Below are 24633 nucleotides of genomic sequence, written 5' to 3' on the forward strand. Positions count from 1 at the left end.
CATTGATGGTGCAGGTGTTCGAGGTGACTTCGCCGTTGAAGGTGATGGTGCCGTCAGCAGCAGAGGCAACCTGGGCGGCCATCGCGGTGCTGGCCAAGATCAGAACGGAGAGAAGTTTGCGGTTCATTTCGAATATTCACTAAAGTTGAGGAAAGTTAGATTCGGCAGAAAGTGATACCCAGGGAAATCACCAATTGCCGGGGTCGAATTCAATCTATCCATGCGCTGCAAGTACATGAGAAAGTTCCTAAACCGGCGTTTGGGAGCAGCACCGCTGTGCAAAATGACATGGTGAGGCCTCGATGACGCGAGGTCCGCGAGTCTCGCGAATGGCGTGTCGTGCATCGGACTGCACGGCCACTGGTGCTTCCGTATCATTCGGCCCCGATGTACCAAGCTCTCCGCGCGTCGCGCAGCGAATTCGTTCCCGTCCGCAACCTGAACTACCACGTGCGTCTGTGGGGTGCGCCCTCAAACGCGCGGCCGCCGCTGGTGCTGCTTCATGGTTGGATGGACGTCGCCGCATCCTGGCAGTTCGTTGTCGACGCAATGGCCGCCAAGCGCTGGATCATCGCGCCGGACTGGCGAGGCTTCGGCCTCACCGACGGCGGCAAGGTGGACAACTACTGGATGCCCGACTACCTCGCCGACCTCGACTGGCTGCTGGACCACTATGCGGGCGACACGCCCGTCGACCTGGTCGGCCACAGCATGGGCGGCAACGTCGCGATGCAGTATTCCGGCGTCCGGCCGGAGCGGATCCGGCGGCTGGTCAACCTCGAAGGCTTCGGCATGCCGGTCCTCCTCCCGGAACAGGCGCCGGAGCGCTACGGCAAGTGGATCGACGAACTCAAGCGCCTGCACCACGGAGAGATGGCGCTGGCCAGCTACCCGGGCGTGGAAGGCGTCGCCCGCCGGCTCATGAAGACCAACCCGCGTCTCACCCAGGACAAGGCCGACTGGCTCGCCGCCCACTGGTCGGTCGGCAAGCCGCATGCCGACGGCGTCGACCGCTGGGAAATCCTTGGCGACCCGGCGCACAAGATCATCAATGCCCACATCTTCCGGGTCGACGAGATGCTGGCGCTCTACGCCGCCATCACCGCGCCGCTGCTGGCAGTGGAAGCCTCGGACGACAGCCTCGGGCGATGGTGGAAGGGCCGCTACACGCTAGCCGAGTACCACGAACGCCTGAAAAAAGTGCGCGATGCGCGCATCGCAAAGGTCGAGGACGCCGGCCACATGCTGCACCATGACCAGCCTGAGCGGGTGGCGTCCCTGATCGAGAACTTTTGCGCTGCGTGAACACCCCTGTGTTGCACGCGCCCTCCCCGCGATCCGGCCATGGTGGGCGTGAGAAAATGCGCGGTTTTCCCAAACACCGTCAGGACACCCCATGGATGCAGAGCAAATCAACCAAATCGGCGCAACCCTTGCGGACCTGAGCGCCCGCACGGTCGATTTACGGAGGTATCTTTGACTACGATGCCAAAGCCGAACGTCTGAGGACGGTCAACGCATCGCTCGAAGATCCCAACGTATGGAACGACCCCAAGAAGGCCCAGGAACTGGGCAAGGAAAAGAAGTCGCTCGACGACGTGGTCGTCACGCTCGACCGGCTGACCAGCGGGCTGTCGGACAACACCGAGCTCTTCGAGATGTCGAAGGAAGAGGGCGACATGGACGGCCTGCAGGCCATCGCCGATGACGCCGCCAAGCTCGAAGCCGACATCAAGCAGCTCGAGTTCCGCCGGATGTTCAACAACCCGGCAGATCCGCTGAACGCCTTCGTCGATATCCAGGCCGGCGCCGGCGGCACGGAAGCCTGCGACTGGGCCAGCATGCTGCTGCGCCAGTACCTGAAGTACGCCGAGCGCAAGGGCTTCAAGACGCAGATCGAAGACGAGACGCCGGGCGATACCGCCGGCATCAAGGGCGCGACCATCAAGGTCGAGGGCGACTACGCCTTCGGCCTGCTGCGCACCGAAACCGGCGTGCACCGGCTGGTACGCAAATCGCCCTTCGACTCGTCGGGCGGGCGGCACACCAGCTTCGCGAGCATCTTCGTCTATCCGGAAATCGACGACTCGATCGAGATCGAGATCAACCCGGCCGACGTCCGCACCGACACCTTCCGCGCCAGCGGCGCGGGCGGCCAGCACATCAACAAGACCGACTCCGCCGTGCGGCTCACGCACATCCCGACCGGCATCGTGGTGCAGTGCCAGGACGGCCGCAGCCAGCACAGCAACCGCGACGTCGCCTGGAAGCGCCTGCGCTCGCGGCTGTACGACCACGAGATGCGCAAGCGCCAGGAAGAACAGCAAAAACTCGAGGACAGCAAGACCGATGTGGGCTGGGGCCACCAGATCCGCAGCTACGTATTGGACAACAGCCGCATCAAGGATCTGCGCACCAACGTCGAAATCTCTGCAACCCAGAAAGTGCTGGATGGTGACCTGGATGCCTTCATCGAAGCCTCGTTGAAACAAGGAGTCTGATGCAAGGCGCGACGCACCAGGTAGAAGCCCTGATCTTCGACATGGACGGCACCATGGTCGATTCCATGCCCTGGCACGCCAAGGCATGGATCGAGTACGGGCGGCGCAACGGCCTCGACATCGACGTGCCGCATTTCATGCGCCGCACCACCGGCCGCACGGCTTTCGAATGCGCCCGCGAGCTGATGGGCCGCGAGGTCACCGAGGCCGAAAGCGCCGAGATCGCGCACGAGAAGGAATCGATCTACCGCGAACTGTTCGGCGCGCAGTTCCGCGAGGTGCCAGGCTTCAGCGTCTTCAATCGGGCCGCGGCAGCACGCGGCCTCAAGACCGCGGTCGGCACCGCGGGCGACAAGCACAACATCGCCTTCACGATGTCGAAACTGCGCATGGAGCCGCACCCGCTCGCCATCGTGGGCGGCGACGAGGGCCTGCCCGGCAAACCCGAGCCTGCCATCTTCCTCGAGGCCGCGCGCCGCATCGGCGTGGCGCCTGCGCGCTGCGTCGTATTCGAAGACGCGCCTTTCGGCATCGAGGCCGCACGCCGCGGCGGCATGATGGCCGTGGCGGTCTGCACCACCCACAGCGCCTCCGAACTCGCAGGGCCGCACGTGATTGCGGCCGTGCGTGACTACAACGAACTCGCAAACTCAAACTTTCTGGAGACATTCGATGCTGTTGCGTGATGCCCAAGACCAGCCCATGGCGATTCGTCGCGAGGACTACAGCGCGCCTGCCTACTGGATCGATACCGTCGATCTCACCTTCGACCTCGACCCCGCCAAGACGCGAGTGCTCAACCGCATGCGGTTGCGCCGCAATCCAGCCATTGCGCCGGAGCCGTTGCGGCTCGATGGCGACGAACTCAATCTCGCCCGGGTGCTGGTCGACGGCCAGGGCGCGTCGTTCCGCATGGAGGCCGATCAACTGGTGATCGACAACCTTCCCGAGACCTTCGAGCTGGAGATCTTCACCACCTGCTGCCCGATCAAGAACACCAAGCTCATGGGCCTGTTCGTGAGCGAGGACACCTTCTTCACGCAATGCGAAGCCGAGGGCTTCCGCCGCATCACGTACTTCCTCGATCGTCCCGACGTGATGGCGAGCTATTCAGTGACGCTGCGTGCCGCCAAGGCGGCTTACCCGGTACTTCTCTCCAACGGCAATCTCGTCGAGCAGGGCGACCTGCCCGAAGGCCGCCACTTCGCGAAATGGGTCGACCCATTCCGCAAGCCAAGCTACCTGTTCGCACTCGTCGCCGGCAAACTGGTCGCGCGCGAGCAGCGCATCAAGGCGCGCAACGGCAAGGAGCATCTGCTTCAGGTCTACGTGCGCGCGGGCGACCTCGACAAGACCGAGCACGCGATGAATTCGCTCATCAACTCGGTGATGTGGGACGAAGCCCGCTTCGGCCTGCCGCTGGACCTCGACCGCTTCATGATCGTCGCGACCAGCGACTTCAACATGGGCGCGATGGAGAACAAGGGCCTGAACATCTTCAACACGAAGTACGTTCTCGCCAACCAGGCCACCGCCACCGACGCCGACTACAGCAACATCGAAAGCGTGGTCGGCCATGAATACTTCCACAACTGGAGCGGCGACCGCGTGACTTGCCGCGATTGGTTCCAGCTCTCGCTCAAGGAAGGCCTCACCGTCTTCCGCGACCAGGAGTTCAGCCAGGACCTGTGCGCCGACGCATCGGCGCGCGCCGTCAAGCGCATCGAGGACGTGCGTGTACTGCGCACTGCGCAATTCCCCGAAGATGCGGGCCCGATGGCCCACCCGGTGCGCCCCGACAGCTACATCGAGATCAGCAACTTCTACACCGTCACGATCTACGAGAAGGGCGCCGAAGTCGTGCGCATGATGCAGACACTGGTCGGCCGCAAGGGCTTCGAGCGCGGCATCACGCTGTATTTCGAACGCCACGACGGCCACGCCGTGACCTGCGACGACTTCGCGCAGGCCATCGCCGATGCGAATCCGGATTCCGACCTTGCGCGCCTGCTGCCGCAGTTCAAGCGCTGGTACAGCCAGGCGGGTACGCCGCGACTCGCCGCGCACGGCGTGTACGACGCGAACGCCCGCAGCTACACGCTGAGCTTCGTGCAGAGCTGCCCGCCCACCCCGGGCCAGCCGGTCAAGGACCCCTTCGTGATCCCGGTGAACATCGGCCTGCTGACTGCTGACGGACGCGAACTGCCGCTGCAACTCGAAGGCGAAGCCGATGCCATGCAGGGCACGCGTACGCTCGTGCTCACGCGTGCCGGCGAGCAGGTCACTTTCGTCAACGTCGACGCGGAGCCTGTCCCCTCGATCCTGCGCGGCTTCAGCGCGCCGGTGATCCTCGACCACGACTACAGCGACGCACAGCTGCTCACGCTGCTCGCCAACGACCCCGATCCGTTCAATCGCTGGGAAGCCGGACAACGCCTGGCACTGCGCGCCGCGCTCCGCGCCATCGCCACGCCGGCCGGCACGGGCGAATTGCCGCTGAACGACGCGTTCATCGATGCGATGCGCAGCGTGCTGCGCCATCCGCAGCTCGACGCGGCCTTCAAGGAACTCGTGCTGACGCTGCCGTCGGAGACCTACATCGCCGAGCAGATCGAAGTGGTCGACCCGCAGCGCGTGCACGCGGTGCGTGAAGCCATGCGCGCGCAACTCGCCGCGGCACTGTTCGCCGACTGGGAGCAGGTCTACGAGCAGAACCGCGACACCGGCGCGTACATGCCAGACCCGGTCTCCTCCGGCCGACGTGCGCTGGCGGGCATCGCCCTCACCCATCTGTGCCTTGCCGCGCGCGCCTCTGGCGACGCGGTATGGCCCGGCAAGACGCTGCAGCGCTTCAAGGACGCGGGCAACATGACCGACCGGTTCAACGCACTCAACGCGCTGGTCTCGTCCGGCCATGCACTTGCAGCACAGGCGCTGGCGCGCTTCCACGAGATTTTCAAGAATGAAGCGCTGGTGATCGACAAGTGGTTCTCGCTGCAAGCGGGCGCCCCCGATCGCGGCGGCGACATCCTGCCGCTGGTCAAGCAGTTGATGAAGCATCCGGACTTCTCGATCAAGAACCCGAATCGCGCGCGCAGCGTGATCTTCAGCTACTGCAGCGGCAACCCCGGCGCCCTGCATCGTGCAGACGCGGCGGGCTATGTGTTCTGGAGCGATCGCGTGATCGAACTCGACGCCATCAATCCGCAGGTCGCCGCCCGCCTCGCTCGCGCGCTCGACCGCTGGAGCAAGCTCGCCGAACCCTACCGCAGCGCCGCGCGCGAAGCCATCGCCCGCGTGGCCGCCCGTCCCGACCTCAGCAAGGACACGCACGAGGTCGTGACGCGTGCGCTGACGGCCTGACCCATCAAGGACCCCAACTACATGGCCCAACACAAGATTTCACTCACCCGCTACCTCGTCGAACAGCAACGCGCGGACGGCCTCATCCCCGGCCAACTGCGACTGCTGCTCGAAGTGGTCGCTCGCGCCTGCAAGAGCATCAGCCAGGCCGTCAACAAGGGCGCGCTCGGCGGCGTGCTCGGCTCGGCCGAAAGCGAGAACGTGCAGGGCGAAGTGCAGAAGAAGCTCGACATCATCGCCAACGAGGTGCTGATCGAAGCCAACGAATGGGGCGGCCATCTCGCCGCCATGGCGAGCGAGGAGATGGACAGCATCTACGTCGTGCCCAACCGCTATCCGCAGGGCGAGTACCTGCTGCTGTTCGATCCCCTCGACGGATCGAGCAACATCGATGTGAACGTCAGCATCGGCACCATCTTCAGCGTGCTCAAGAAGCCGGACGACGCGCCGGGCGTGCAGGAAGGCGACTTCCTGCAGGCAGGCAGCAAGCAGGTCGCGGCGGGGTACTGCATCTACGGCCCGCAGACCACGCTCGTGCTGACTGTCGGCGCCGGCGTTGCGATGTTCACGCTCGACCGCGAGCAAGGCTCCTTCATGCTCACGCAGGAGGACATCCAGATCCCGGCCGACACCAAGGAATTCGCGATCAACATGAGCAACATGCGCCACTGGGACGCCCCCGTGAAGCGCTACATCGACGAATGCCTGGCCGGCAAGGAGGGTCCGCGCGGCAAGGACTTCAACATGCGCTGGATCGCCAGCATGGTGGCCGACGTGCATCGCATCCTGATGCGCGGCGGCGTCTTCATGTACCCGTGGGACAAGCGCGAGCCCGAAAAGGCCGGCAAGCTGCGACTGATGTACGAGGCCAACCCGATGAGTTGGCTCGTCGAACAGGCCGGCGGCGCTGCAACCAACGGCCGTGAACGCATCCTCGACCTCGCGCCGAAGAAGCTCCATGAACGCGTCGCTGTCGTGTTGGGGTCAAAGAACGAAGTCGAGCGAGTCACTCGCTATCACGACACGCTATAATCACGGGCTTAGCCGGTGTAGCTCAGTCGGTAGAGCAGCTCATTCGTAATGAGAAGGTCGGGTGTTCGATTCATCTCTCCGGCACCAACAACTAGACAAGGCCCCGTTGCTTTCACAGCGACGGGGCCTTTGCTATTGGCGGCTAGTGCTTGCCGTCGAGCAGCTTCCCTCTAGCGGCCGGAGCCCGGCGCCCGCTTCCTTGGCGCAGCCGGCCTGGCACGGCCCCGCTGCCGCGAAATCTCATCCGCCGCATCCGTGAAGAAGCGCCGCACGATGGCAAAGGCGCGGTCGGCGGCCGGCACCAGGGTGCGCCCGGCGCGTCGGATGATTCCCAATGTCATCTCCAGTTCCAGCGCGGGCGCCACGTCGAGCGCAACGACGCGGCCAGCCTGCAAGGCGGACAGGACCGCCAGGTCGGTTGACGGCGCGATCGCATTGCTCGTGACGACCAGCGCGTGCATGGTGCCCACGTCGTCGGTATTGAGCATGAAGTGCTCTTCCAGTGGCATCGACAGGCCGTAGAGTTCGCCCATCCGGCGCATCACCTGCGGGTCTGTGTAGCCCGCGAGCACGCATGGGTGTTGCAACAGCGCGGCGATGCCGACGCGCGCCTGCCCGGCCAGCGGATGACCGCTTCGCGCATACCAGCCGAAGGTGCTGGCGTAGACCGGCTCGACGGCCATCTCAGGATCGTGGGCCGCAATGCGGATGTCGCCGATGATGAAATCGAGCCGCTCGCTCAGCAGCGCGCCATAGAGCACATCCGAACTCTGAACCATGGCTGACAGTCGAAGTCCCGGCGCGTGCTCGGTGAGCTGCAGCATCATCGGACTGAGCAGCAGTTGAGAGATCGACGAGCCCATCCCGAAGGAGAGCGAACCCGATTCACCCGCTCTCATCAGCGCCAGCAAACGCAGCGCCTCGTTCTCGTCGAACACCATGCGGCGCGCACGCTCGGCATAGGCGTGGGCATAGGGCGTGGGCGTGAGCCGCCTGTCTTGGCGGTCGAACAGCGGCACGCGCAATCCGTCTTCCAACGCACGCAGGCTGCGCGACAGCGCAGGCGGGCTCAAATGCACGCGCTCAGCGGCCGCAGCGAGCGAGCCGAGATCCATCACGGCGAGGAAGTGCCTGAGTTGCCGAGTGTTCATACGTGTTTGAGTTGCAATTCTTGCAATTAATACTTAACTATATTGCGATTTACGCAACAAGAATCGCTTCCTAGACTGCGATCCCACGAAGACAACAGATCGCCGTCACCATGAAATCCCACGAGTCCGACAGCCCCGCCCTGCGACCCATCGTCGCCATCGCCTCGGACCGTATCGAGCGGCATGGCCATCCTTCGCACGCGGCCACGCATGGGTTCGTGCGGGCCGTGGCCGAGGCGTCTCAAGCGCTGCCGCTCGTGCTGCCTGCCATCGGCGATGCGCTGGACGCAGACAGCCTGATCGGCGCCATCGACGGCATCCTGCTCACCGGCAGTCCCTCGAACGTCGATCCGGCCCGTTACGGCGCCCCGGAACCGCACGCGCCGATGCTGCTCGACCGGGAGCGCGACGCGACCATCCTCCCTCTGCTGCCCCGCCTGCTGGCCGCCGGTGTGCCGGTGCTGGCCATCTGCCGCGGCTTTCAGGAACTGAACGTGGCGTTCGGCGGCACGCTGCATCCGGCCGTGCATGAACTACCCGGTCGACTCGACCACCGCGAAGGCGACCACGCGCGTCCGGTCGAGCGCTGGTACGACGACAGCCATCCCTTGCACATCACCCCCGGCGGCGTGCTTGAGCGCCTGGCCGGCGGCACGCACGCCGCCGTGAACTCGCTGCATCACCAGGGCATCGAGCGCCTTGGACAAGGTCTGCGCGTCGAGGCCAAGGCGCCTGACGGACTCATCGAGGCGTTTTCCGTCGAGGAAGCTACCTCCTTCGCGCTGGCCGTGCAGTGGCATCCCGAGATGCGCATCGACGACAGCCCGCTGGCCCGCGCCATCTTCTCGGCCTTCGGCGATGCCTGCCGCGAACGCCAGCAGCAACGCCGACGCGCCTGCGCCACTACCTGAACCAACACCCCCAAATCCCCCAAATCCGGAGACAACGACATGAACGACACCCAGGTCGCGGACCTGTTCAGCCCTGACTACGCCCAGGCGCGCCAGAAATTCCTGCAGGCCGCCAGCCAGCGCGGCCTCGCAGTCGACAGTCATGTGCTGCCATTGGCCGGCGCGCAGGGCGAGGCGCTTGCCACCGACGCGGTACTCGACGGCCCGGCAGACGCCTCGAAGTTGCTCGTGGTCATCAGCGGCGTGCATGGTGTCGAGGGCTTCTGCGGCTCCGCCATCCAGACCGGCATGCTGAGCCGAGCCGATGCGGCGCTTCCCGCGGACACCGCGGTTCTGCACGTCCACGCGGTCAACCCTTACGGCTTCTCGCACCTGCGTCGCGCAACGCAGGAGAACATCGACCTGAACCGCAACTTCGTCGATTTCTCGCGGCCGCTGCCGGTCAATGCTGGCTACGACGAGATTCACGACTTGCTGCTCCCGGCACAGTGGCCGCCGACGCCGGATGTCGAAGCGCGACTCGCCAGCTACCGTGAGCGCCACGGTGCCCGCGGCCTGCAGCGGGCGATGTCGCTCGGCCAGCACAGCCACGCCGATGGCCTGCACTACGGCGGTCTGGAGCCGGCCTGGAGCAACACGACCTTCCGCGCCATCCTGCGACGTTACGCCTCGCAGGCGCGCCAGCTTGCTTCCATCGACATTCACACCGGCCTGGGCCCGTACGGCGTGGGGGAGCGCATCTTTGCCAGCTTCGACGAAGACCCCGCGGTCCTCGAGTGCGGCCGGCGCTGGTGGGGCGAACTCACTTCAGTGACCACCGGCACCTCGACCAGCATTCCCCTCACCGGACCGATTCAGGCGGCCCTCACCGAGGAATGCCCCGCCGCGCAGCACATCGGCATCTGCCTCGAGTACGGCACCTACCCGATGGAGCGCGTCGCCGCAGCCATGCGCGCTGAACACTGGTTGCACCGTCATGGCAGCAGCGACGCTGCGGAGGCGGCGGCCATCCGGCGCGAGATGCGCGACGCGTTCTACCCCGACGCCGACGACTGGAAGAGCGCCGTGTGGCAACAGGGCTCCCAGGCCTGCCTGCAAGCGCTGCACGGCCTGCAGGAGCAGACCGGCATCGCCCTCGCCGTCTGAGCGCCAGCAGACCTCATTCCAAAGACAACAACGGAGACAATTTCATGAGTGCAACGACACTGGCGCGCGAGACCATGCCCGAGCGCCTTTCCCCCACCTCCCTGGCCGCCGACCCGGCGGCGGGCCATCCTGGCATCAGCCGCAAGGCAATTGCCGCCGCCGTCGCCGGCAACGCGCTGGAGTTCTACGACTTCGTCATCTACGCCTATTTCGCGGTCTACATCGGCCGCGCCTTCTTTCCGGTGGGCGGCGAGTTCGGCAGCCTGCTGGCGGCAGTGGCGGCCTTCGGCGTCGGCTTCTTCACGCGGCCGCTCGGCGGCGTGCTGATCGGTGCCTTTGCAGACAAGGCCGGCCGCAAGCCCGCGATGATCCTGACCGTCGCGCTCATCACCGTAGGCACCCTGGGACTGGCGGCCACGCCGAGTTACGCCAGCATCGGCATCGCGGCGCCGGTCATCGTGGTGTTCTGTCGGCTGTTGCAGGGCTTGGCCCTGGGTGGAGAGGTCGGTCCGGCCACCTCGCTGCTGATCGAGGCTGCGCCGCCGGGCAAACGCGGCTTCTATTCGAGCTGGCAGATCGCCAGCCAGGGCCTGGCAGTCGCCGTGGGCGGTGTGCTCGGGGTCACGCTTTCGCTGCTGCTGCCGCACGACGACTTGGCCGCATGGGGTTGGCGCATTCCCTTCCTGTTGAGCCTCGTGTTGATTCCCATCGCCATCGTGATCCGACGCAGCCTGCCCGAAACGCACGCCGGTGCACATGACCGCACCGGCAAGCAGATCGTCGGCGCCGTGTTCCGGCAGCACCGGCGCCTTCTGGTACTGGGCATCCTCATCTCGGCTTCCACCGCGGTCGCCTCGCAGGTCGGCAACTACATGGTGACCTATGCGGTGCAGGTGTTGAAGCTGCCGCCGGCGCTGGCACAGGGCAGCGTGCTGATGGGCGGCGTCATGACCTTCATCTTCGCGCTGCTTGGCGGCCTTCTGTGCGACCGCTATGGACGCAAGCTCACCAACGTCCTGCCGCGCATCGGGCTGGCCCTGCTGATCGTGCCAATGTTCCTTTGGCTGTCCGGCGCGCCAAGCGCTGCCACGCTGCTGTGCGTCTCCGCGGTGCTTGCTGCCCTCACCGCGATCTTTGGCGCGGCCGGTCTAGTGACGGTGCCCGAACTGATGCCCATCGCCGTGCGCAGCACTGGCCTGTCGCTGGTCTACGCCATCAGCACCTCGATCTTCGGCGGCACCACGCAATTCGTCGTCACCTGGCTGCTGGCCCTGACCCACAACCCGATGGCGCCGGCCTACTACGTGATGGTGATCTGCGCCATCAGCGTCGTCGCCATGGGAATGCTCCCAGAGTCGCGCGACGTCGACGTCAGCCGCTAGGGAGGCCTCTCGGACCGTGCCGCCGTGAAGTTTTGTGCACACTTCGGTACTAAATCCACCGGGGCGCCAACCGCAACGGGCCCGCCTTTCGCAGAATCCGGTCGAAACGCTTGGGAACCCCATGAACAACAGTCGCGCCGGTTATTCCTTCGCCATCCTCGGACTGGCTTCTCTCGCCGGGGGCATTGCCTGCCTGGGCTGGGCCCACTTGCTGGGCGGCTACGGGTTCATAGGCGCGAGCACCGCCATCTTTCTGGCGATGCTCAGCTTCACCAAGTTCGCCGCGCTTCGGCGCCCGCTGGTGGGCGCTCGCTCCATTCCCATGCCTGAGCCGATGTACGAGTCGGTCCGCGCGCCCATCATGCCCAGCCGCCGTGATCATGATGATGACGACGAGGAGGATGAGGACGCAGAACTCGAGGCCAGGCTGGCAGCCCTGCGCGTTGCCGCGCAGCAGTCCAAAGAGCGCCACATTGCGCCTCCCGAACCTGAACCCGTCGTGGTGGTTGTCGAGGGACCGCCGCTCGAGCCAGAACTCGCCAAGCTGTTCTCGGCGTCTCCGCTTGAGCCCGTACCAACCCGGGAAGCGCCGTCCTCGGGGCTGCGTCAGATGGATGAACTGCGCGCCGAACTCGCCCGGCTTCGGGAGAGCGCCAGGATGCGCCAGGCGGCTGTCCCCGTCAGCGTGGCGCCGCCGGACTTTCTTGCGACGCCTTCCCAATCTCCCACCCCGGCCGCCGAGTTGCCAAAGGCGCAGACTGCCCACCGCGACTCTCGAGACCCGTTCCCGCGAACGGAATTCTCCGGCCTGCCTGGGGAATCTCGCGCCGAGCCCTCGGAACAGGGCGAGGCCTTTCCACGAACGGAGTTCTCCGGTCTCAACACCCCTCCGTCGGAGAGCTCGTCGTTCACGAAGACGGAATTCCTGGGCCCGATCGAATTGCGGCGATAGCGGGTAACAACCGACTGCTACCACCCATCCCCTCTCCTTCCGAACAATGGATCCCAGTCGAATCCTCACGGATTCGCCTTGTCCACACCCTCTGAAGGAGACACGATGACACGCAAGATCCTGATGCTCTGCGGCGACTACGCAGAGGACTACGAAACCATGGTGCCGTTCCAGGCGCTGCTGGCGGTGGGCCACACGGTCCATGCAGTCGCACCGGACAAGAAGGCCGGCGATTGGGTCTACACCGCGATCCACGACTTCGAGGGCGCCCAGACCTACAGCGAGAAACCGGGCCACCGCTTCACGCTGAACGCGAACTTCGCCGACGTGCGGCCCGAAGCCTACGACGCGCTGGTGATCCCCGGCGGCCGCGCGCCAGAGTACCTGCGCATGAACAGCCGCGTGGTCGAGATCGCTCGGCACTTCCTCGCGGCCGACAAGCCGCTGGCGGCGGTTTGCCACGGCGCGCAACTGCTGGCCGCGACCGGGCTGCTGAAGGGCCGCAAGGTCTCGGCCTACCCCGCCTGCCAGGTCGAGGTGGAACTCGCGGGCGCAGAGTACATGGGCATTCCGGTCGATCAGGCCGTGACCGACCGCAATCTCGTCACCGCACCAGCCTGGCCGGCGCATCCCGCATGGATCAGCCAGTTCCTCAAGGTGCTCGGGACGCGCATCGAGACCTGATCCGAATCCGCAGGTGGCGCTACAGTCTCAAGTCGCGTCACCTGCCACGCCACAGGAGAAGTCTCATGTGCGAAGTTTTCATCAGCGCCGATCCCCAGAGCTACGACAGCCGCACGCGGTCGGTCCGGCTGCATGGCGTTGTCACCAGCATCCGGCTCGAAAACCTCTTCTGGCAGGTGCTGGAGGAGATCGCGGCGCGCGACGACATGGGCGTCGTGCAACTGATCGAGAAGCTCTACGACGAACTGGTCGCGGCACGCGGCGAAGTCGGCAACTTCGCGTCCTTCCTTCGCGTCAGCGCGTTGCGTTATGAAGCGATGGTCGCGCAAGGGCGCATCCCGGCAGACACATCGGTCGCGATCCGGTCGCTCGACGCCCAGGCGGTCCTGCATGCCATGCCCGCGGGCTGGGCGCGTGCCGCGCGAAGCAGCAGCGCCGTGCTTTGACCCAGCCTGGACAGCGCCCTCAGAGCAACTCCTTGAGGCGAGCCCTCAAGCGGCTGATGGCTTGGCTGTGCAACTGGCAGACGCGGCTCTGGCTCACCTCGAGGATCGCGCCGATCTCGCGCAGGTTGAGTTCTTCCTCGTAATAGAGATTCAGCAGCAACTGGTCGCGCTCGGGCAGTGCAGAGATGGCCTCCACGAGCTGGTGGCGAAATCCGCTTTCGAGCAATTGCTCCAGCGGGTCGTCGCTGTCGCGCTGTCCTCGGCGAGCGCCCTGCGCATGCAGGTCGATGAAAGGGTTCTCTGTATCGCCCTTCGCGAAGTCTTCGACGTAGAGCAACTGGCAGCCCTGAATCTCCTGCAGCAGCGACTGGTAGGCCTCCAGGTCGATCTTCAACTCCCGTGCGATCTCGCCCTCGGTAGGGGGCCGGCCGAGGCGATGCTCCAGCGCCTGGATGGCCTTCTCGACGCCGCGCGCCGATTGGCGCAGGCCCCGCGATCCCCAGTCGCTGGCGCGCAGTTCGTCGAGCATGGCCCCTCGGATGCGCTGGCTGACGAAAGTCTCGAACTGCGCCCCCTTGTTGTCCTGGTAGCGGGACGACGCATCGAGCAGACCGATCATGCCGGCCTGAATGAGGTCGTCGAGTTCGACGCTGGCGGGCAGCTTGGCGATCATCTGCAGCGCGATGCGGCGCACAAGCGGCTGGTGCTGCGCCAGCAGATGGGACTTCTCGATGGTTCCCTGGGCGGTGTACACGTCCGATCCTTGTTCCGTTGTTCAGGTTTCGCTGTTCAGGCGACGGCTGTGCGCGTCGCGCGGAGCGCACCGGCAGCCGGCCTTGCCATGCGGCGTTCGCGCGTGGATGCCTCCTGCATGCGCCATGGCCACAGACTCATGTCGCCGGCAACGCGCCGGAAGTCCACCGCAGCCGGGCTCGCGGCAAAGGCCTCCACCACCGTCTGGCCCAGCCGCCGTGCATCGGCGAGGTGCGCATCGGCGCGAACCCAACCGGCGGGCTCCAGCGATACCGCGAGGTAGCGGCTGCCGGTGTTGGCCAGGTTGCCCATGACCGTACGCGCCTCGTCGGGGCTCGATGCGCCATTCACCAGAAAGCGCAACTGCTTCAGGCCATGCGCGTAATGCAGCCTCTTGATGCCCGCATACGCCGTAGTGACGGAAGCGGCGTTGGGTTGGAGCACGAGCACCAGTTCGTCCGCGCGCTGCACCAGCGTCGACAGCCGTCCCTCGTCGTCGAATGCCGCATCGATCAGGACCACGCCCCCGCGACAGAGTGTGCGCGGGTCGATCCGGGAATGACTCATGCCGATCGGCGCGGGGAGCACGTCGACGCCGCAGGCCGCGCGAGCCGCCGCACCGGCACAGGTCAGCCGACGCTCGGCCACGTCGGCCAGCACGCCGGGTGGATCGACCGCCCACAGGGCGGCGATGGAATCCGCAGCCGGACGGTGTTCATCGATCAGCAGCACGTCCTTGCCTTGATGCACCAGGGCCGCGCCCAGGTTCATGGCCGCCGTCGTGGCACCGTCGCCGCGACGCATGCCCGCAACGGCAATGACACGCGTGGGCGTGTGCGACAAGAGACGGCGCAGCCCGTCCGCCTGATCTGTCACCAGCTTGGTCATGCAGCGCTCCTCAATCTTGCTTCTCCGCGGCCCTGGGTTGCTGGGTCGGCGCGGTGGATTCAGTGCCCAGCGCCTCCAGCAGCAGAAAGAGCTTGCTCACGCCCCCATACAACGCGTTGCCGGTGAGAGGCCGGCTCGATCGCACGGGACGTCCGGTCAATTGGTTGAGCAGCCCGCGCGTGCGGTCGGCCCATTCGCCGCTCGCGTGCAGCAGACGCCAGACCGTCGTGCTGACCTGGCCGGCGATCAGCAGCCGCTTCATCATGTCGGGGTCGCCCAGTTCGCCGATGCCGCCCACCAGTTGCACGCCCTGGCGGAGCAGGCGGAAGCACGGATCCGCATCGGCGGCCCATGCCTGCCATTGCGCGAGTTGCCGCGCCGGAACCTGCATGCCGACGTTCGTCAGCACGTAACTCTGCGCAATGATCTTGTGCCCGTGTGCGTCGGTCATGCGCGTCACCACGCAGCGCAGCGTCGGCGGCGCGGACTTGTCCGGGCCTACGCGAAGCTGCACTTCCGCATGGGCTTCGCACTGCATCGCGGCCTTGCCACGGAACATGACCACCCTCGCCTCGCCGAACGCGTATTCGACGCGCGCCAGCGTGCTCGACGCACCGGTCTGCGGATCGATCACACCGGTCGAACCCGGTGCGCGCGCGAGCCATTTCTGTCCTTGCGCCTGCCACTCGGCGATGATCTCGACGGCGGGTAGCCGGGGCAGCATGTGCACGACCGACTTGCCGAGGTCCTGCTGGCGCAGCCATTGCACTTGCCGCGTACCGGGCTTGCGTCGAGTGTCTGCGCCGCCTCGGACAGCCGCCGTCGCCAGCCATTGGTTCGGCGCCGAAAGCGGCTGGCCGCTGCGGTCCGACAGCAGGAGACTGCTCTGGCACTCGTAGGCGTCGCCGCCTTCGTTCGAGCGGAGGCCGACCTGTCCGCTCAACGCGAGCACATGCTTGTCGCAGCCGCCCGCGACCTCGCCGCGGGCGTGCACCATCAGATCCTGCAGCACGGCCTTGTGCCCGATGTTCTCGTCGCCCGCGTTACGCCAGAAGCGGCGCGCGGCCTCGAAGCCGATCGGTGCGCCCGCGAGCGCGCCGGCCACGGTCGCCAGTTCCTGCGCGTCGTGTGCCATGGCACGAATGAGGTTCTGGTATTGCACGCGGAGCCGGTCGGCCTCCGCCCGTGCCTGCACGACCTGTGCCGACGGCGCGACGCCCGAAGGCTCGTCCTGCATGTCGATCTCCGCGGGCACGAACAACGGGTTGTGCCGGCGAGGCTGGAACACGCTGTCCACCAGTTGCGCGCGATCAGCGGGCATCAGGTTTTCCGGCACCTTCTGGCCGCTGGAGATGTAGTGCACCGGCAGCCGATGGCGGATCACGGTGTCGATGAGCGCGCCGGGATGCGTGGCTTCGTCGACCTTGGTGAAGATGCAGCCCGCCAACTCGTTGCTGCCGCCGTGGCGATAGGCGTGCACCACTTCATTGAGCGTGTCGCCGTGGCTGGTCGCATTCAACAGCAGCAGCCGCTTGACCGGGCGATGGCTGTTGCACAGCATCGCGATCTGGTCCGAGACGGCGCGGTCGCGCTGGCTCATGCCGACCGTGTCGATGAGCACCATGTGCTTGTCGCGCAGATCCTGCAGCACCAGGTGCAGGTCGGCGGCATCCTTCACGCCGTACACCGGCACGTTGAGGATCTGGCCGTAGATGCGCAGTTGCTCGTAGGCGCCGATCCGGTAGCTGTCGGTGGTGACCAGCGCGAGCTTGTCGGCGCCGAAGCGCATCACGCAGCGTGCCGCCAGCTTGGCCGTCGTCGTGGTCTTGCCGACGCCGGTGGGCCCCATCAGCGCATAGACGCCGCCTTGCGCCAAAAGGGCATCCTCATCCTCGAACACGGGCACCGCGCGAATCAACTCGGCACGTGCGAAAGTCATGCCTTGCGCGTAGGTCTGGCCCGTGGGCAGCTTCTCCAGCATGGCCTTCGACAGCCGTGCGCTGAAGCCGGCGCCGAGCAGCGTGCGCAGCAGGCGGCCGCGCACCGGGTCCTGGCGCTGCTTGTCGTTCCAGACGACGCTCGCAAGCTGCTCTTCGAGCATGCCGCGCATCGAATGCAGTTCGTTGAGAACGACGTCGGTGTGGACAGTGGCAGGTTGCGGTTCGGACTTCGCCGTCGCCGCAGTCACGGCGGAGGCAACGGCCGTGATCGCCGCAACCGGCTGAGCCGGCGTGTCGGGCACGACAGGCACCGGCGCCTTCGCGGCCACCATGGGCGCCACGCTTTCAAGCGCCTGCGCGACTTCGCCTTCGGCCATGGCCACGATCTCGACGCCGTCGGGCAACGCACGGTTGCTCAGCACGATGGCCTCGGCGCCGAGGGCTTCGCGCACCAGGCGCAATGCTTCGCGACTGGTCGCGGCAACGAATTTGCGAGCCGTGGCCCGCACGTCTGTGGAAATACTCAACCTCTTCCTCCAATGGTGGCGGTGATCTTGATATTGCGAGCGTCAGGGATCTCCGCATGGGAGAGCACCTTGAGTTGCGGCAGGCTGCGCCGCAGGAAACGAGACAGCAGCACGCGCAGGCCGTGTTGAGCCACGAGCACCGGCGCGAGGCCCATCTGCTCCTGTCGTGCGATGGCGGCCTGCGTCTGGCGCAGCAGGTTGTCGGCGAGACCCGGCTCGATGCCGCTGCTGCTGGTCATGGCCTGCTGCAGCACGCCGTCGAGCGAGCCGTCGAGTCCGATGACCTGCAATTCCGTATCGCCCGGGAACAGTTGCTGCACGATGGCGCGGCCGAGCGCAAGGCGCGTCAGCGTCGTGAGTTCGGTCGCATCCTTCACGGTCGGCGCGTGCTCGGCCATCACGTCGAGGATGGTGCGCATGTCGCGGATCGACACTTCCTCGTCGAGCAGGTTCTGCAGCACCTTGTGCAGCGTGCTCAGCGACACGACCTTCGGCACAAGGTCCTCGGTGAGCTTGGGCGCCGTCTTGGCGATCTGGTCGATCAACTGCTGCACTTCCTGGCGGCCAAGCAACTCGGCGGCGTGGGTCTGGATCAGGTGATTCAGGTGCGTCGCCATCACCGTGCAGGCATCGACCACCGTGTAGCCGTAGATCTGCGCCTGCTGCCGGAGATTGCCGTCGATCCACACCGCGGGCAGGCCGAAGGCCGGGTCCTGCGTCACGGTGCCGGTCAAGGTGCCGGTGACCTGCCCCGGATTGATCGCCATCCACTGATTGGGGAAGGCCTCGCCCCGTCCGATCTCCACACCCTTCAGGCTGATGACATAGCTGTTGGGCTTGATCTCCAGGTTGTCGCGGATGTGGACCACCGGCACCAGGAAGCCGATCTCCTGCGCGATCTTCTTGCGGATGCTCTTGATGCGGCCGAGCAGTTCGCCGTGCTGCGACTGGTCCACCAGCGGGATCAGGCGGTAGCCGACTTCCATGCCCAGCGGATCGACCAGCGCGATGTCGTCCCATGTGGCCTCGGTCGTTTCGGTCGATGGCACCACGGCGGCCTGCGCGGCCGCGACCTGCTGCGCCGTCTGCACCGGTTTGCGAAGGAGCACGCGCCGGCCTGCCCAGGCGAGGCCTCCGGCGATCAGCAGGAAGGCCAGATTCGGCATGCCGGGGATCATCCCCATCAGGCCGATGATGCCGGCCGTCAGGAAGAGCACTTGCGGATTGGAGAAGAGCTGGCCGGTCAGCTGGCGGCCCACGTCTTCATCGGTCGTGACGCGCGACACGATCACACCGGCCGCAGTGGAGATCACCAGTGCCGGAATCTGCGCGACGAGCCCGTCGCCGATCGCGAGCAGCGTGTAGGTCGTGCCGGCGGTCGAGAAATCCAGGCCATGCTGGACGACGCCGACCACGAGGCCGCCGATGATGTTGATGACCATGATCAGCAGGCCCGCAACGGCATCACCGCGCACGAACTTGCTCGCACCGTCCATCGAGCCGTAGAAGTCGGCTTCCTGCGCGACCTCGGTGCGGCGCTTGCGTGCGACATCTTCGCCGATCAGGCCGGCATTCAGGTCGGCGTCGATGGCCATCTGCTTGCCCGGCATCGCATCGAGCATGAAGCGCGCGCCGACCTCGGCAATACGGCCTGCGCCCTTGGTGATCACCATGAAGTTGATGAGCACCAGGATGATGAAGACCATCACGCCGACCGCGAAGTTGCCGCCGACCAGGAAGTGCCCGAACGCCTCGATGACCTTGCCCGCCGCATCCGGCCCGGTGTGACCATGCATCAGCACCACGCGGGTGGAAGCCACATTGAGCGACAGCCGCAACAGCGTCGAGAACAGCAGCACGGCGGGGAAGGCAGCAAAGTCGAGCGCCTTCATCGTGTACATGCTGACCAGCAGCACCATCACGGACATCGCAATGTTGAAGGTGAACAGCAGATCCAGCAGGAAGGCCGGCAGCGGCAGCACCATCATGCTCAGGATCATGATGATGAGAATCGGCCCCGCCAGTCCCTTGAACTGGTTGCCGGAGAACAATTGCGTCGGCAGACGCATGAGGTTTGCCATGGAGTTCATGCGGCCTTCAGCGTGTATTCGAGTGATTCGGGAATCGGCAGGTCCTTGGGCGTGCGCGGCGCTTCGCCGCCTTCGTCCTTCCAGCGCTTGAGCTGGTAGACCCATGCAAGCACCTCGGCCACCGCCGTGTAGAGGCCCGACGGGATCTCGTCGCCGAGCTTCGTGTGCTTGTAGAGCGCCCGAGTGAGCGGCGGCGCCTCGAGGATCGCGACCTTGTTCGCCGCGGCGATCTCGCGGATGCGCAGCGCCACCTGGTCGGTCCCTTTGGCCACCACGCGCGGCGCGCGCATATCGCTGTCGACATACTTGAGCGCGACCGCGAAGTGCGTCGGGTTCGTCACCACGATGTCGGCCTTCGGCACCTCGGACATCATCCGGCGCCGCGCCATCGCCTGCTGCTGGCGGCGGATCTGCGCCTTGATGTGCGGATCGCCCTCGCTCTCCTTGTGTTCCTGGCGAAGGTCTTCGCGCGACATGCGCAGCTTGCGGTAGTAGGTCCACAGCTGCCAGGGCACATCGATCAGCGCCACAAGCAGGAGCGCGGCCGCAATCAATGCGCAGTTGCGCCCGACGAACATGATGGTCTGCGGCAGCGCGGCACTCACCGGCAGCGCCATCAGCTGCATCACGCCGTCGATGTTGCGGGAGATGACCAGGTACGCCACGCCGCCGATCAGCGCCGACTTGGCCAGCGCCTTGGTCAACTCGACGAGCGATTGCGTGGAGAACATGCGCACGATGCCGGCGAACGGATCGAGCTTGCCGAAGTTGGGCGAGACCGCCTTGCCCGAGAACAGCCAACCGCCAAGCAACATCGGCGCGACCACCGCGGCCACCACCATCATCGCGAAGAGCGGGGCCAGCGCCAGCAGCGTCTGGAGCGCCATCGCCCCGGTCCGCAACATCATCTGGGACGGGTCGAACACCGCGTCACGTTCGAAGTGCAGGCCCTTTCGCAGCGCGGCGTCGAGGGTGCCCCCGAGAGACGCTGCCGTGAACCACAGGCCGCCGATGGCGGTGCCCAGCATGACCAGTGTGGTCAGCTCGCGCGAGCGGGCCACGTTGCCTTCTTCGCGCGCCTTCTCCAGGCGTCGCGCAGAAGCAGGTTCCGTTTTTTCGAGATCGCTTTCCTCAGCCATGGCTGATTATTCGATTCAAGGGGCCGGAACAATCGCCCGATCAAGCGTGCTATCGCCCTCCTTCTCTGCGAATCAAGTGGTCAGAAACCGAGGCTCTCAAGCAGGTCGTCGACCTGCGACTGATCGGTCACGGCATCGGGGTTGCCCGGTGTGATCTGTGGCCCGTTCAGCAGGTTGCTGCTGCTGATTTCCTGGCGTTTCTCGGCCGGCGAGTTGTCGATCAGCACCTGCAGGAGTTGCGTTTCGACCTCGTTGACCACTTCCATCATCTTCTTGATGACCTGCCCGGTCAGATCCTGAAAGTCCTGCGCCATGAGGATCTCTATGAGCTGCGTGTTGATCGCGCCGGCCTTCTGCGGCACATCCTGCAGGTAGTCGCGGGTGTCCATCACCAGCTCGCGGGCGTAGTCCAGTTCGATCGGATTCGCGAACCACTCGTCCCAGCGCTTGCTCAGCCCCTTCGCATCGTTCGCGAGGCCTTCCTGGAGCGGTTGCGCGACGTCGATGGCGTTGAGCGCACGATGCGCCGCGCGCTCGGTGGTCTCGGCCACGTAGTTCAGCCGGTCCCGTGCGCCGGGAATGGCCTGGGCAGCTTTTTCCACCTGCTTGTCGAGGCCCAGTTCGCGCATGCCTTCACGCAACTGACGCGTCAATTGCCCGATGCGGCCCAGCAACTCTTCGGCGGTGTTCCCCTGTTCGGTGTCGGAGGGGTTTGGGTTCATGGCATGCCCCTTACTTGTTAAGTTTCTCGAAGATCTTGGTGATCTTTTCTTCGAGGGTGGCGGCGGTAAAAGGCTTGACGACATAGCCATTTGCACCAGCCTGCGCTGCTGCAACGATGTTTTCCTTCTTGGCCTCCGCCGTGACCATCAACACCGGCAACTTGGCCAGATCGGGATCGGCGCGGATGGTCTGCAGCATTGTCAGGCCGTCCATGTTGGGCATGTTCCAGTCCGAGACGACGAAACCGAAATTGCCGCCGCGCAACTTCTCGATGCCGGCCGCGCCGTCTTCCGCTTCGTCGACGTTGAGGAACTCGAGTTCCTTCAGAAGGTTGCGCACGATGCGGCGCATGGTCGGGAAGTCGTCCACAACCAAAATTTTGATGCTCTTGTCGATCACGATTTCTCTCACTCCAACAGTTCGTTTTTCAAACCCGATTCGTTCGCGCACCGAAGGTGCGCAGATGGGCCAGCACGCGCCGGCTCATCTCTCCCAGCGGCGCGACTTCGTCAGCCGCGCCCAATGCGATCGCCTCCTTCGGCATGCCGAAGACGACACAGCTCGCCTCGTCCTGTGCCAGGGTGTAGGCGCCGGCCCGCTTCATTCGCAGCAAGCCTTCGGCGCCGTCCTTGCCCATGCCCGTGAGGATCATTCCAATGGCGTTCTTGCCCGCGTGCCTGGCGGCCGAGTCGAACAGCACGTCGATCGACGGCCGATGGCGATTCACCGGCGGCTCCTGGTCGAGATGCGCGACGTAGTTCGCGCCGCTGCGAGCAAGCGAAAGATGGAATGCGCCGGGCGCGATGTATGCATAGCCCGGCAGCACACGCTCGCCGTGCTCCGCTTCCTTGACGGTGATGCGGCAGAGGCCGTCCAGCCGCTGCGCGAAGGAACGCGTGAATCCCGCCGGCATGTGCTGTGCGATGAGCACGGCCGGGCAGTCCGGCGGCAACGGCTGCAGCACCTCGCGGATCGCCTCGGTGCCACCGGTCGAGGCGCCGATGATGATCAGCTTCTCGGTGCTCAGCAGCGGGCTGCGCAGCGGCGCCTCCTGGGGCGCCTCGGCCGTCGATTTCGCCGATCCGCTGTGACGTGCAGGCAGCAGGCGCGCGGCGGAGGCCGTCCGGATCTTTCCGGTGATCAGCTCGGTGTAGTTGAGCAACCCGTCGCGCACGCCGAGACGCGGCTTGGTGACGAAATCGATGGCGCCCAGTTCCAGCGCGCGCAGCGCGATCTCCGAGCCGCGCTCGGTCAGCGAGGACACCATGACCACAGGCATCGGCCGCAGGCGCATGAGCTTGTCGAGGAATTCGAGACCGTCCATGCGCGGCATCTCGACGTCCAGCGTCAACACATCGGGGTTCGTCACCTTGATGAGGTCGCGAGCCACCAGCGGATCGGCCGCGGTGCCGACGACGACCATGTCGGGCTGGCTGTTGATGATTTCGGTCATCACGCTGCGTATCAGCGCCGAATCGTCGACGCACAGCACCTTGATCTTGTTCGCGCTCACCAGCTTCCTTTGTTCTTGACCACGGACATCGCCTCGGCCGTGGCATTGTTGGATCTGTAAGGGATGACGCCCGCGCGAGGCGCGCCCAGCTTGCGGAGAAGCTCGCCTTCCTCTTTCTGAACGAGCCGCACGCCGGCTTGCCCGCGAAGCTTTCGCACCACCGCCTTGCCGCTGGCCGGCATGAAGCACACGCGGCGCGCGTGCTGTCCGCGCAAGTCCTGCGCGGCGACGCTGATGCGCTCGGCGTTCAAGTAGCGCAGCACGAAGTCCGCGTTGCGGTCGCCAATGTTGAGCGTGGTCATGTTCGCGAGCACCGCGGCGCCGCCGAACACCTTGGCCTGCAGGCGGTCGCGGCGTGCACCCGAGCGGATGAGCTCGCGAATGAGCACATCCATCGCGTAGGCCCCGTAGCGCATCGATTCGGTCTGGTCCCGCGCCGTGGCCTCGCCATCCTCGGGCAGCATGAAATGGTTCATGCCCGCGACGCCGTTGTCGATGTCGACGATGCAGGCCGACACGCAGGAACCCAGCACGGTCGTGAGCACGGTGTCGGTCGTGGTCACGTAGTACTCCGACGGCAGCAGCTTCACCGCCATCTCGCCGACGTCGCGATCGAAGTAGTGATGGGTCGCCACCGCGCCCGGCACGGCACTCATGGAGGCCCCTTGGCGCTGCCCCGCGCGAGTTCATACACGGTATGGCCGAGCGGTTTGAAGGTCTGGTTCACAAGCGAGGCGTTCTCGGAGTGACCGGCAAACAGCAAGCCACCTGGCTTCAGCAGCGGCGCGAAGCGGTCCAGCACCTTCTTCTGCGTCGGCTTGTCGAAGTAGATCATCACGTTGCGGCAGAAGATCGCGTCCACCGGCTCCTTCACCGACCAGGACGGGTCAAGCAGGTTGAGCCGCGACAACTTCACCATCGCCGCCACTTCGGGACGGATGCGCACCTTGCCGGCGTTCGATCCGGTGCCCTTGTTGAAGAAGCGCCGCAGGCGTTCAGGCGACAGCCGTGCGACCTGCTCATTGGTGAACACGCCGGCGGAAGCCTTCGCGAGCACGGCCGTGTCGATGTCGGTCGCGATCACCTTCGCCGAACCCGCGCGTTCGCCAAGTGCTTCGATCAGCGTGATCGCGATCGAATAGGGTTCCTCGCCGGTCGACGCTGCCGAGCACCAGACGGTGACAGGCTGCTGAACCTTGCGCACATGTTCGGCCAGCACCGGAAAGTGATGCGCCTCGCGAAAGAAGGAGGTCAGGTTAGTCGTCAGCGAATTGATGAACGACTGCCATTCCTCACCGTCCTGGCGAGATTCCAGCAGGTCGAGATACGACGAGAACCCCGCGAGTTGAAGTTCTCGCAGACGACGCGAGAGGCGGCTGTAGACCATCTGCCGCTTCTGCTCGCCGAGCGCGATACCTGCGCGGCGATGGATGAGCGTCCTGATCTTCGAGAAGTCGCTATCGGTGAAAAGAAATTCAGTGTTCACGGCCGA

22 protein-coding genes, 1 tRNA gene and 1 pseudogene are annotated in these 24633 nt (G+C 65.4%); 12 read left to right on the top strand and 12 right to left on the bottom strand.

Annotated features, from left to right (window positions below):
* A pseudogene (locus AC1DN9_RS27300) lies at positions 1 to 127 on the bottom strand (fimbrial protein); the annotation flags it as partial.
* 260 nt (positions 128 to 387) lie between these two features.
* On the opposite strand from AC1DN9_RS27300, the gene AC1DN9_RS27305 reads away from it, so the two are divergent.
* From AC1DN9_RS27305 to AC1DN9_RS27330, 6 genes are all read left to right on the top strand, one after another.
* Positions 388 to 1305, top strand: a complete 918-nt coding sequence (locus AC1DN9_RS27305) for an alpha/beta fold hydrolase (protein ID WP_478105158.1) — start codon at positions 388 to 390, stop codon at positions 1303 to 1305.
* A 91-nt stretch (positions 1306 to 1396) separates the two neighbouring features.
* Positions 1397 to 2501 (top strand): peptide chain release factor 2 gene (gene prfB / locus AC1DN9_RS27310; protein WP_478105159.1). Its coding sequence is split into 2 segments (ribosomal slippage): positions 1397 to 1477 and positions 1479 to 2501, totalling 1104 coding nucleotides; the frame shifts between segments, so codons are not numbered across the junction.
* Entirely contained in the window at positions 2501 to 3187 is a 687-nt protein-coding gene (locus AC1DN9_RS27315) for an HAD family hydrolase (protein ID WP_478105161.1), read from the top strand. Before prfB ends, AC1DN9_RS27315 begins: the two co-directional genes overlap by 1 nt.
* On the top strand, positions 3174 to 5864 hold the full coding sequence (gene pepN, locus AC1DN9_RS27320) for an aminopeptidase N (RefSeq protein WP_478105162.1): 2691 nt from the start codon (positions 3174 to 3176) through the stop codon (positions 5862 to 5864). Before AC1DN9_RS27315 ends, pepN begins: the two co-directional genes overlap by 14 nt.
* A gap of 21 nt (positions 5865 to 5885) precedes the next feature.
* A complete protein-coding gene (locus tag AC1DN9_RS27325; RefSeq protein WP_478105164.1) occupies positions 5886 to 6896 on the top strand; it encodes a class 1 fructose-bisphosphatase in 1011 nt (336 codons plus the stop codon).
* Positions 6897 to 6907: 11 nt separating this feature from the next.
* Positions 6908 to 6983: transfer RNA gene (locus AC1DN9_RS27330), tRNA-Thr, on the top strand.
* Positions 6984 to 7066: 83 nt separating this feature from the next.
* Here AC1DN9_RS27330 and AC1DN9_RS27335 read toward each other — a convergent pair.
* Entirely contained in the window at positions 7067 to 8047 is a 981-nt protein-coding gene (locus tag AC1DN9_RS27335; RefSeq protein WP_478105166.1) for a LysR family transcriptional regulator, read from the bottom strand.
* A 110-nt stretch (positions 8048 to 8157) separates the two neighbouring features.
* Between AC1DN9_RS27335 and AC1DN9_RS27340 the strand changes: the two genes are divergently transcribed.
* The 6 genes from AC1DN9_RS27340 to AC1DN9_RS27365 all read left to right on the top strand — a co-directional run bounded on the left by AC1DN9_RS27340 (position 8158) and on the right by AC1DN9_RS27365 (position 13568).
* Complete coding sequence (locus AC1DN9_RS27340) at positions 8158 to 8958, top strand: gamma-glutamyl-gamma-aminobutyrate hydrolase family protein (protein ID WP_478105167.1); 801 nt, start codon at positions 8158 to 8160, stop codon at positions 8956 to 8958.
* Between the two features lie 39 nt (positions 8959 to 8997).
* Positions 8998 to 10104: a M14 family metallopeptidase gene (locus AC1DN9_RS27345; RefSeq protein ID WP_478105169.1), complete on the top strand. Its 1107-nt coding sequence runs from the start codon at positions 8998 to 9000 to the stop codon at positions 10102 to 10104.
* A gap of 44 nt (positions 10105 to 10148) precedes the next feature.
* The gene (locus AC1DN9_RS27350; RefSeq protein WP_478105170.1) at positions 10149 to 11486 is read left to right on the top strand and encodes an MFS transporter; all 1338 of its coding nucleotides are present in this window, start codon (positions 10149 to 10151) and stop codon (positions 11484 to 11486) included.
* Between the two features lie 121 nt (positions 11487 to 11607).
* Positions 11608 to 12438, top strand: a complete 831-nt coding sequence (locus AC1DN9_RS27355) for a hypothetical protein (protein WP_478105172.1) — start codon at positions 11608 to 11610, stop codon at positions 12436 to 12438.
* A gap of 105 nt (positions 12439 to 12543) precedes the next feature.
* Entirely contained in the window at positions 12544 to 13122 is a 579-nt protein-coding gene (locus AC1DN9_RS27360; protein WP_478105174.1) for a DJ-1/PfpI family protein, read from the top strand.
* A 65-nt stretch (positions 13123 to 13187) separates the two neighbouring features.
* The gene (locus tag AC1DN9_RS27365; RefSeq protein ID WP_478105175.1) at positions 13188 to 13568 is read left to right on the top strand and encodes a ribbon-helix-helix domain-containing protein; all 381 of its coding nucleotides are present in this window, start codon (positions 13188 to 13190) and stop codon (positions 13566 to 13568) included.
* Between the two features lie 19 nt (positions 13569 to 13587).
* Here the strand turns inward: AC1DN9_RS27365 and AC1DN9_RS27370 are convergent, their stop codons facing one another.
* The 10 genes from AC1DN9_RS27370 to AC1DN9_RS27415 form a co-directional block, all read right to left on the bottom strand.
* A complete protein-coding gene (locus AC1DN9_RS27370) occupies positions 13588 to 14322 on the bottom strand; it encodes an RNA polymerase sigma factor FliA (RefSeq protein WP_478105177.1) in 735 nt (244 codons plus the stop codon).
* Positions 14323 to 14357: 35 nt separating this feature from the next.
* A complete protein-coding gene (locus AC1DN9_RS27375) occupies positions 14358 to 15209 on the bottom strand; it encodes a MinD/ParA family ATP-binding protein (RefSeq protein WP_478105178.1) in 852 nt (283 codons plus the stop codon).
* 10 nt (positions 15210 to 15219) lie between these two features.
* Positions 15220 to 17676, bottom strand: a complete 2457-nt coding sequence (gene flhF, locus AC1DN9_RS27380; protein WP_478105180.1) for a flagellar biosynthesis protein FlhF — start codon at positions 17674 to 17676, stop codon at positions 15220 to 15222.
* Complete coding sequence (gene flhA / locus AC1DN9_RS27385) at positions 17673 to 19766, bottom strand: flagellar biosynthesis protein FlhA (protein ID WP_478105181.1); 2094 nt, start codon at positions 19764 to 19766, stop codon at positions 17673 to 17675. The genes flhF and flhA overlap by 4 nt, the downstream gene beginning before the upstream one ends.
* Positions 19763 to 20905 carry a flagellar biosynthesis protein FlhB gene (flhB, locus tag AC1DN9_RS27390; RefSeq protein ID WP_478105182.1) on the bottom strand — a complete coding sequence of 381 codons (1143 nt, stop codon included), beginning with the start codon at positions 20903 to 20905 and terminating at the stop codon, positions 19763 to 19765. Before flhB ends, flhA begins: the two co-directional genes overlap by 4 nt.
* 80 nt (positions 20906 to 20985) lie before the next feature.
* On the bottom strand, positions 20986 to 21627 hold the full coding sequence (cheZ, locus tag AC1DN9_RS27395) for a protein phosphatase CheZ (RefSeq protein WP_478105184.1): 642 nt from the start codon (positions 21625 to 21627) through the stop codon (positions 20986 to 20988).
* Positions 21628 to 21637: 10 nt separating this feature from the next.
* A complete protein-coding gene (gene cheY, locus AC1DN9_RS27400) occupies positions 21638 to 22024 on the bottom strand; it encodes a chemotaxis response regulator CheY (RefSeq protein WP_478105231.1) in 387 nt (128 codons plus the stop codon).
* A 31-nt stretch (positions 22025 to 22055) separates the two neighbouring features.
* Positions 22056 to 23081: a protein-glutamate methylesterase/protein-glutamine glutaminase gene (locus AC1DN9_RS27405; protein ID WP_478105232.1), complete on the bottom strand. Its 1026-nt coding sequence runs from the start codon at positions 23079 to 23081 to the stop codon at positions 22056 to 22058.
* 56 nt (positions 23082 to 23137) lie between these two features.
* Positions 23138 to 23797, bottom strand: a complete 660-nt coding sequence (gene cheD / locus AC1DN9_RS27410; protein ID WP_478105185.1) for a chemoreceptor glutamine deamidase CheD — start codon at positions 23795 to 23797, stop codon at positions 23138 to 23140.
* Positions 23794 to 24627, bottom strand: a complete 834-nt coding sequence (locus AC1DN9_RS27415; protein WP_478105187.1) for a CheR family methyltransferase — start codon at positions 24625 to 24627, stop codon at positions 23794 to 23796. Before AC1DN9_RS27415 ends, cheD begins: the two co-directional genes overlap by 4 nt.
* Between the last annotated feature and the right edge of the window lie 6 nt (positions 24628 to 24633).

Source organism: Variovorax sp. 05L425 (assembly GCF_056397705.1).

Bases quoted from the DNA above. Each gene is read 5' to 3' on its own strand.
- AC1DN9_RS27305 (WP_478105158.1), top strand. From the start codon at position 388: ATGTACCAAGCTCTCCGCGCGTCGCGCAGCGAATTCGTTCCCGTCCGC.
- AC1DN9_RS27315 (WP_478105161.1), top strand. From the start codon at position 2,501: ATGCAAGGCGCGACGCACCAGGTAGAAGCCCTGATCTTCGACATGGAC.
- pepN (WP_478105162.1), top strand. From the start codon at position 3,174: ATGCTGTTGCGTGATGCCCAAGACCAGCCCATGGCGATTCGTCGCGAG.
- AC1DN9_RS27325 (WP_478105164.1), top strand. From the start codon at position 5,886: ATGGCCCAACACAAGATTTCACTCACCCGCTACCTCGTCGAACAGCAA.
- AC1DN9_RS27335 (WP_478105166.1), bottom strand. From the start codon at position 8,047: ATGAACACTCGGCAACTCAGGCACTTCCTCGCCGTGATGGATCTCGGC.
- AC1DN9_RS27340 (WP_478105167.1), top strand. From the start codon at position 8,158: ATGAAATCCCACGAGTCCGACAGCCCCGCCCTGCGACCCATCGTCGCC.
- AC1DN9_RS27345 (WP_478105169.1), top strand. From the start codon at position 8,998: ATGAACGACACCCAGGTCGCGGACCTGTTCAGCCCTGACTACGCCCAG.
- AC1DN9_RS27350 (WP_478105170.1), top strand. From the start codon at position 10,149: ATGAGTGCAACGACACTGGCGCGCGAGACCATGCCCGAGCGCCTTTCC.
- AC1DN9_RS27355 (WP_478105172.1), top strand. From the start codon at position 11,608: ATGAACAACAGTCGCGCCGGTTATTCCTTCGCCATCCTCGGACTGGCT.
- AC1DN9_RS27360 (WP_478105174.1), top strand. From the start codon at position 12,544: ATGACACGCAAGATCCTGATGCTCTGCGGCGACTACGCAGAGGACTAC.
- AC1DN9_RS27365 (WP_478105175.1), top strand. From the start codon at position 13,188: ATGTGCGAAGTTTTCATCAGCGCCGATCCCCAGAGCTACGACAGCCGC.
- AC1DN9_RS27375 (WP_478105178.1), bottom strand. From the start codon at position 15,209: ATGACCAAGCTGGTGACAGATCAGGCGGACGGGCTGCGCCGTCTCTTG.
- flhA (WP_478105181.1), bottom strand. From the start codon at position 19,766: ATGAACTCCATGGCAAACCTCATGCGTCTGCCGACGCAATTGTTCTCC.
- flhB (WP_478105182.1), bottom strand. From the start codon at position 20,905: ATGGCTGAGGAAAGCGATCTCGAAAAAACGGAACCTGCTTCTGCGCGA.
- cheZ (WP_478105184.1), bottom strand. From the start codon at position 21,627: ATGAACCCAAACCCCTCCGACACCGAACAGGGGAACACCGCCGAAGAG.
- AC1DN9_RS27405 (WP_478105232.1), bottom strand. From the start codon at position 23,081: ATGACCGAAATCATCAACAGCCAGCCCGACATGGTCGTCGTCGGCACC.
- cheD (WP_478105185.1), bottom strand. From the start codon at position 23,797: ATGAGTGCCGTGCCGGGCGCGGTGGCGACCCATCACTACTTCGATCGC.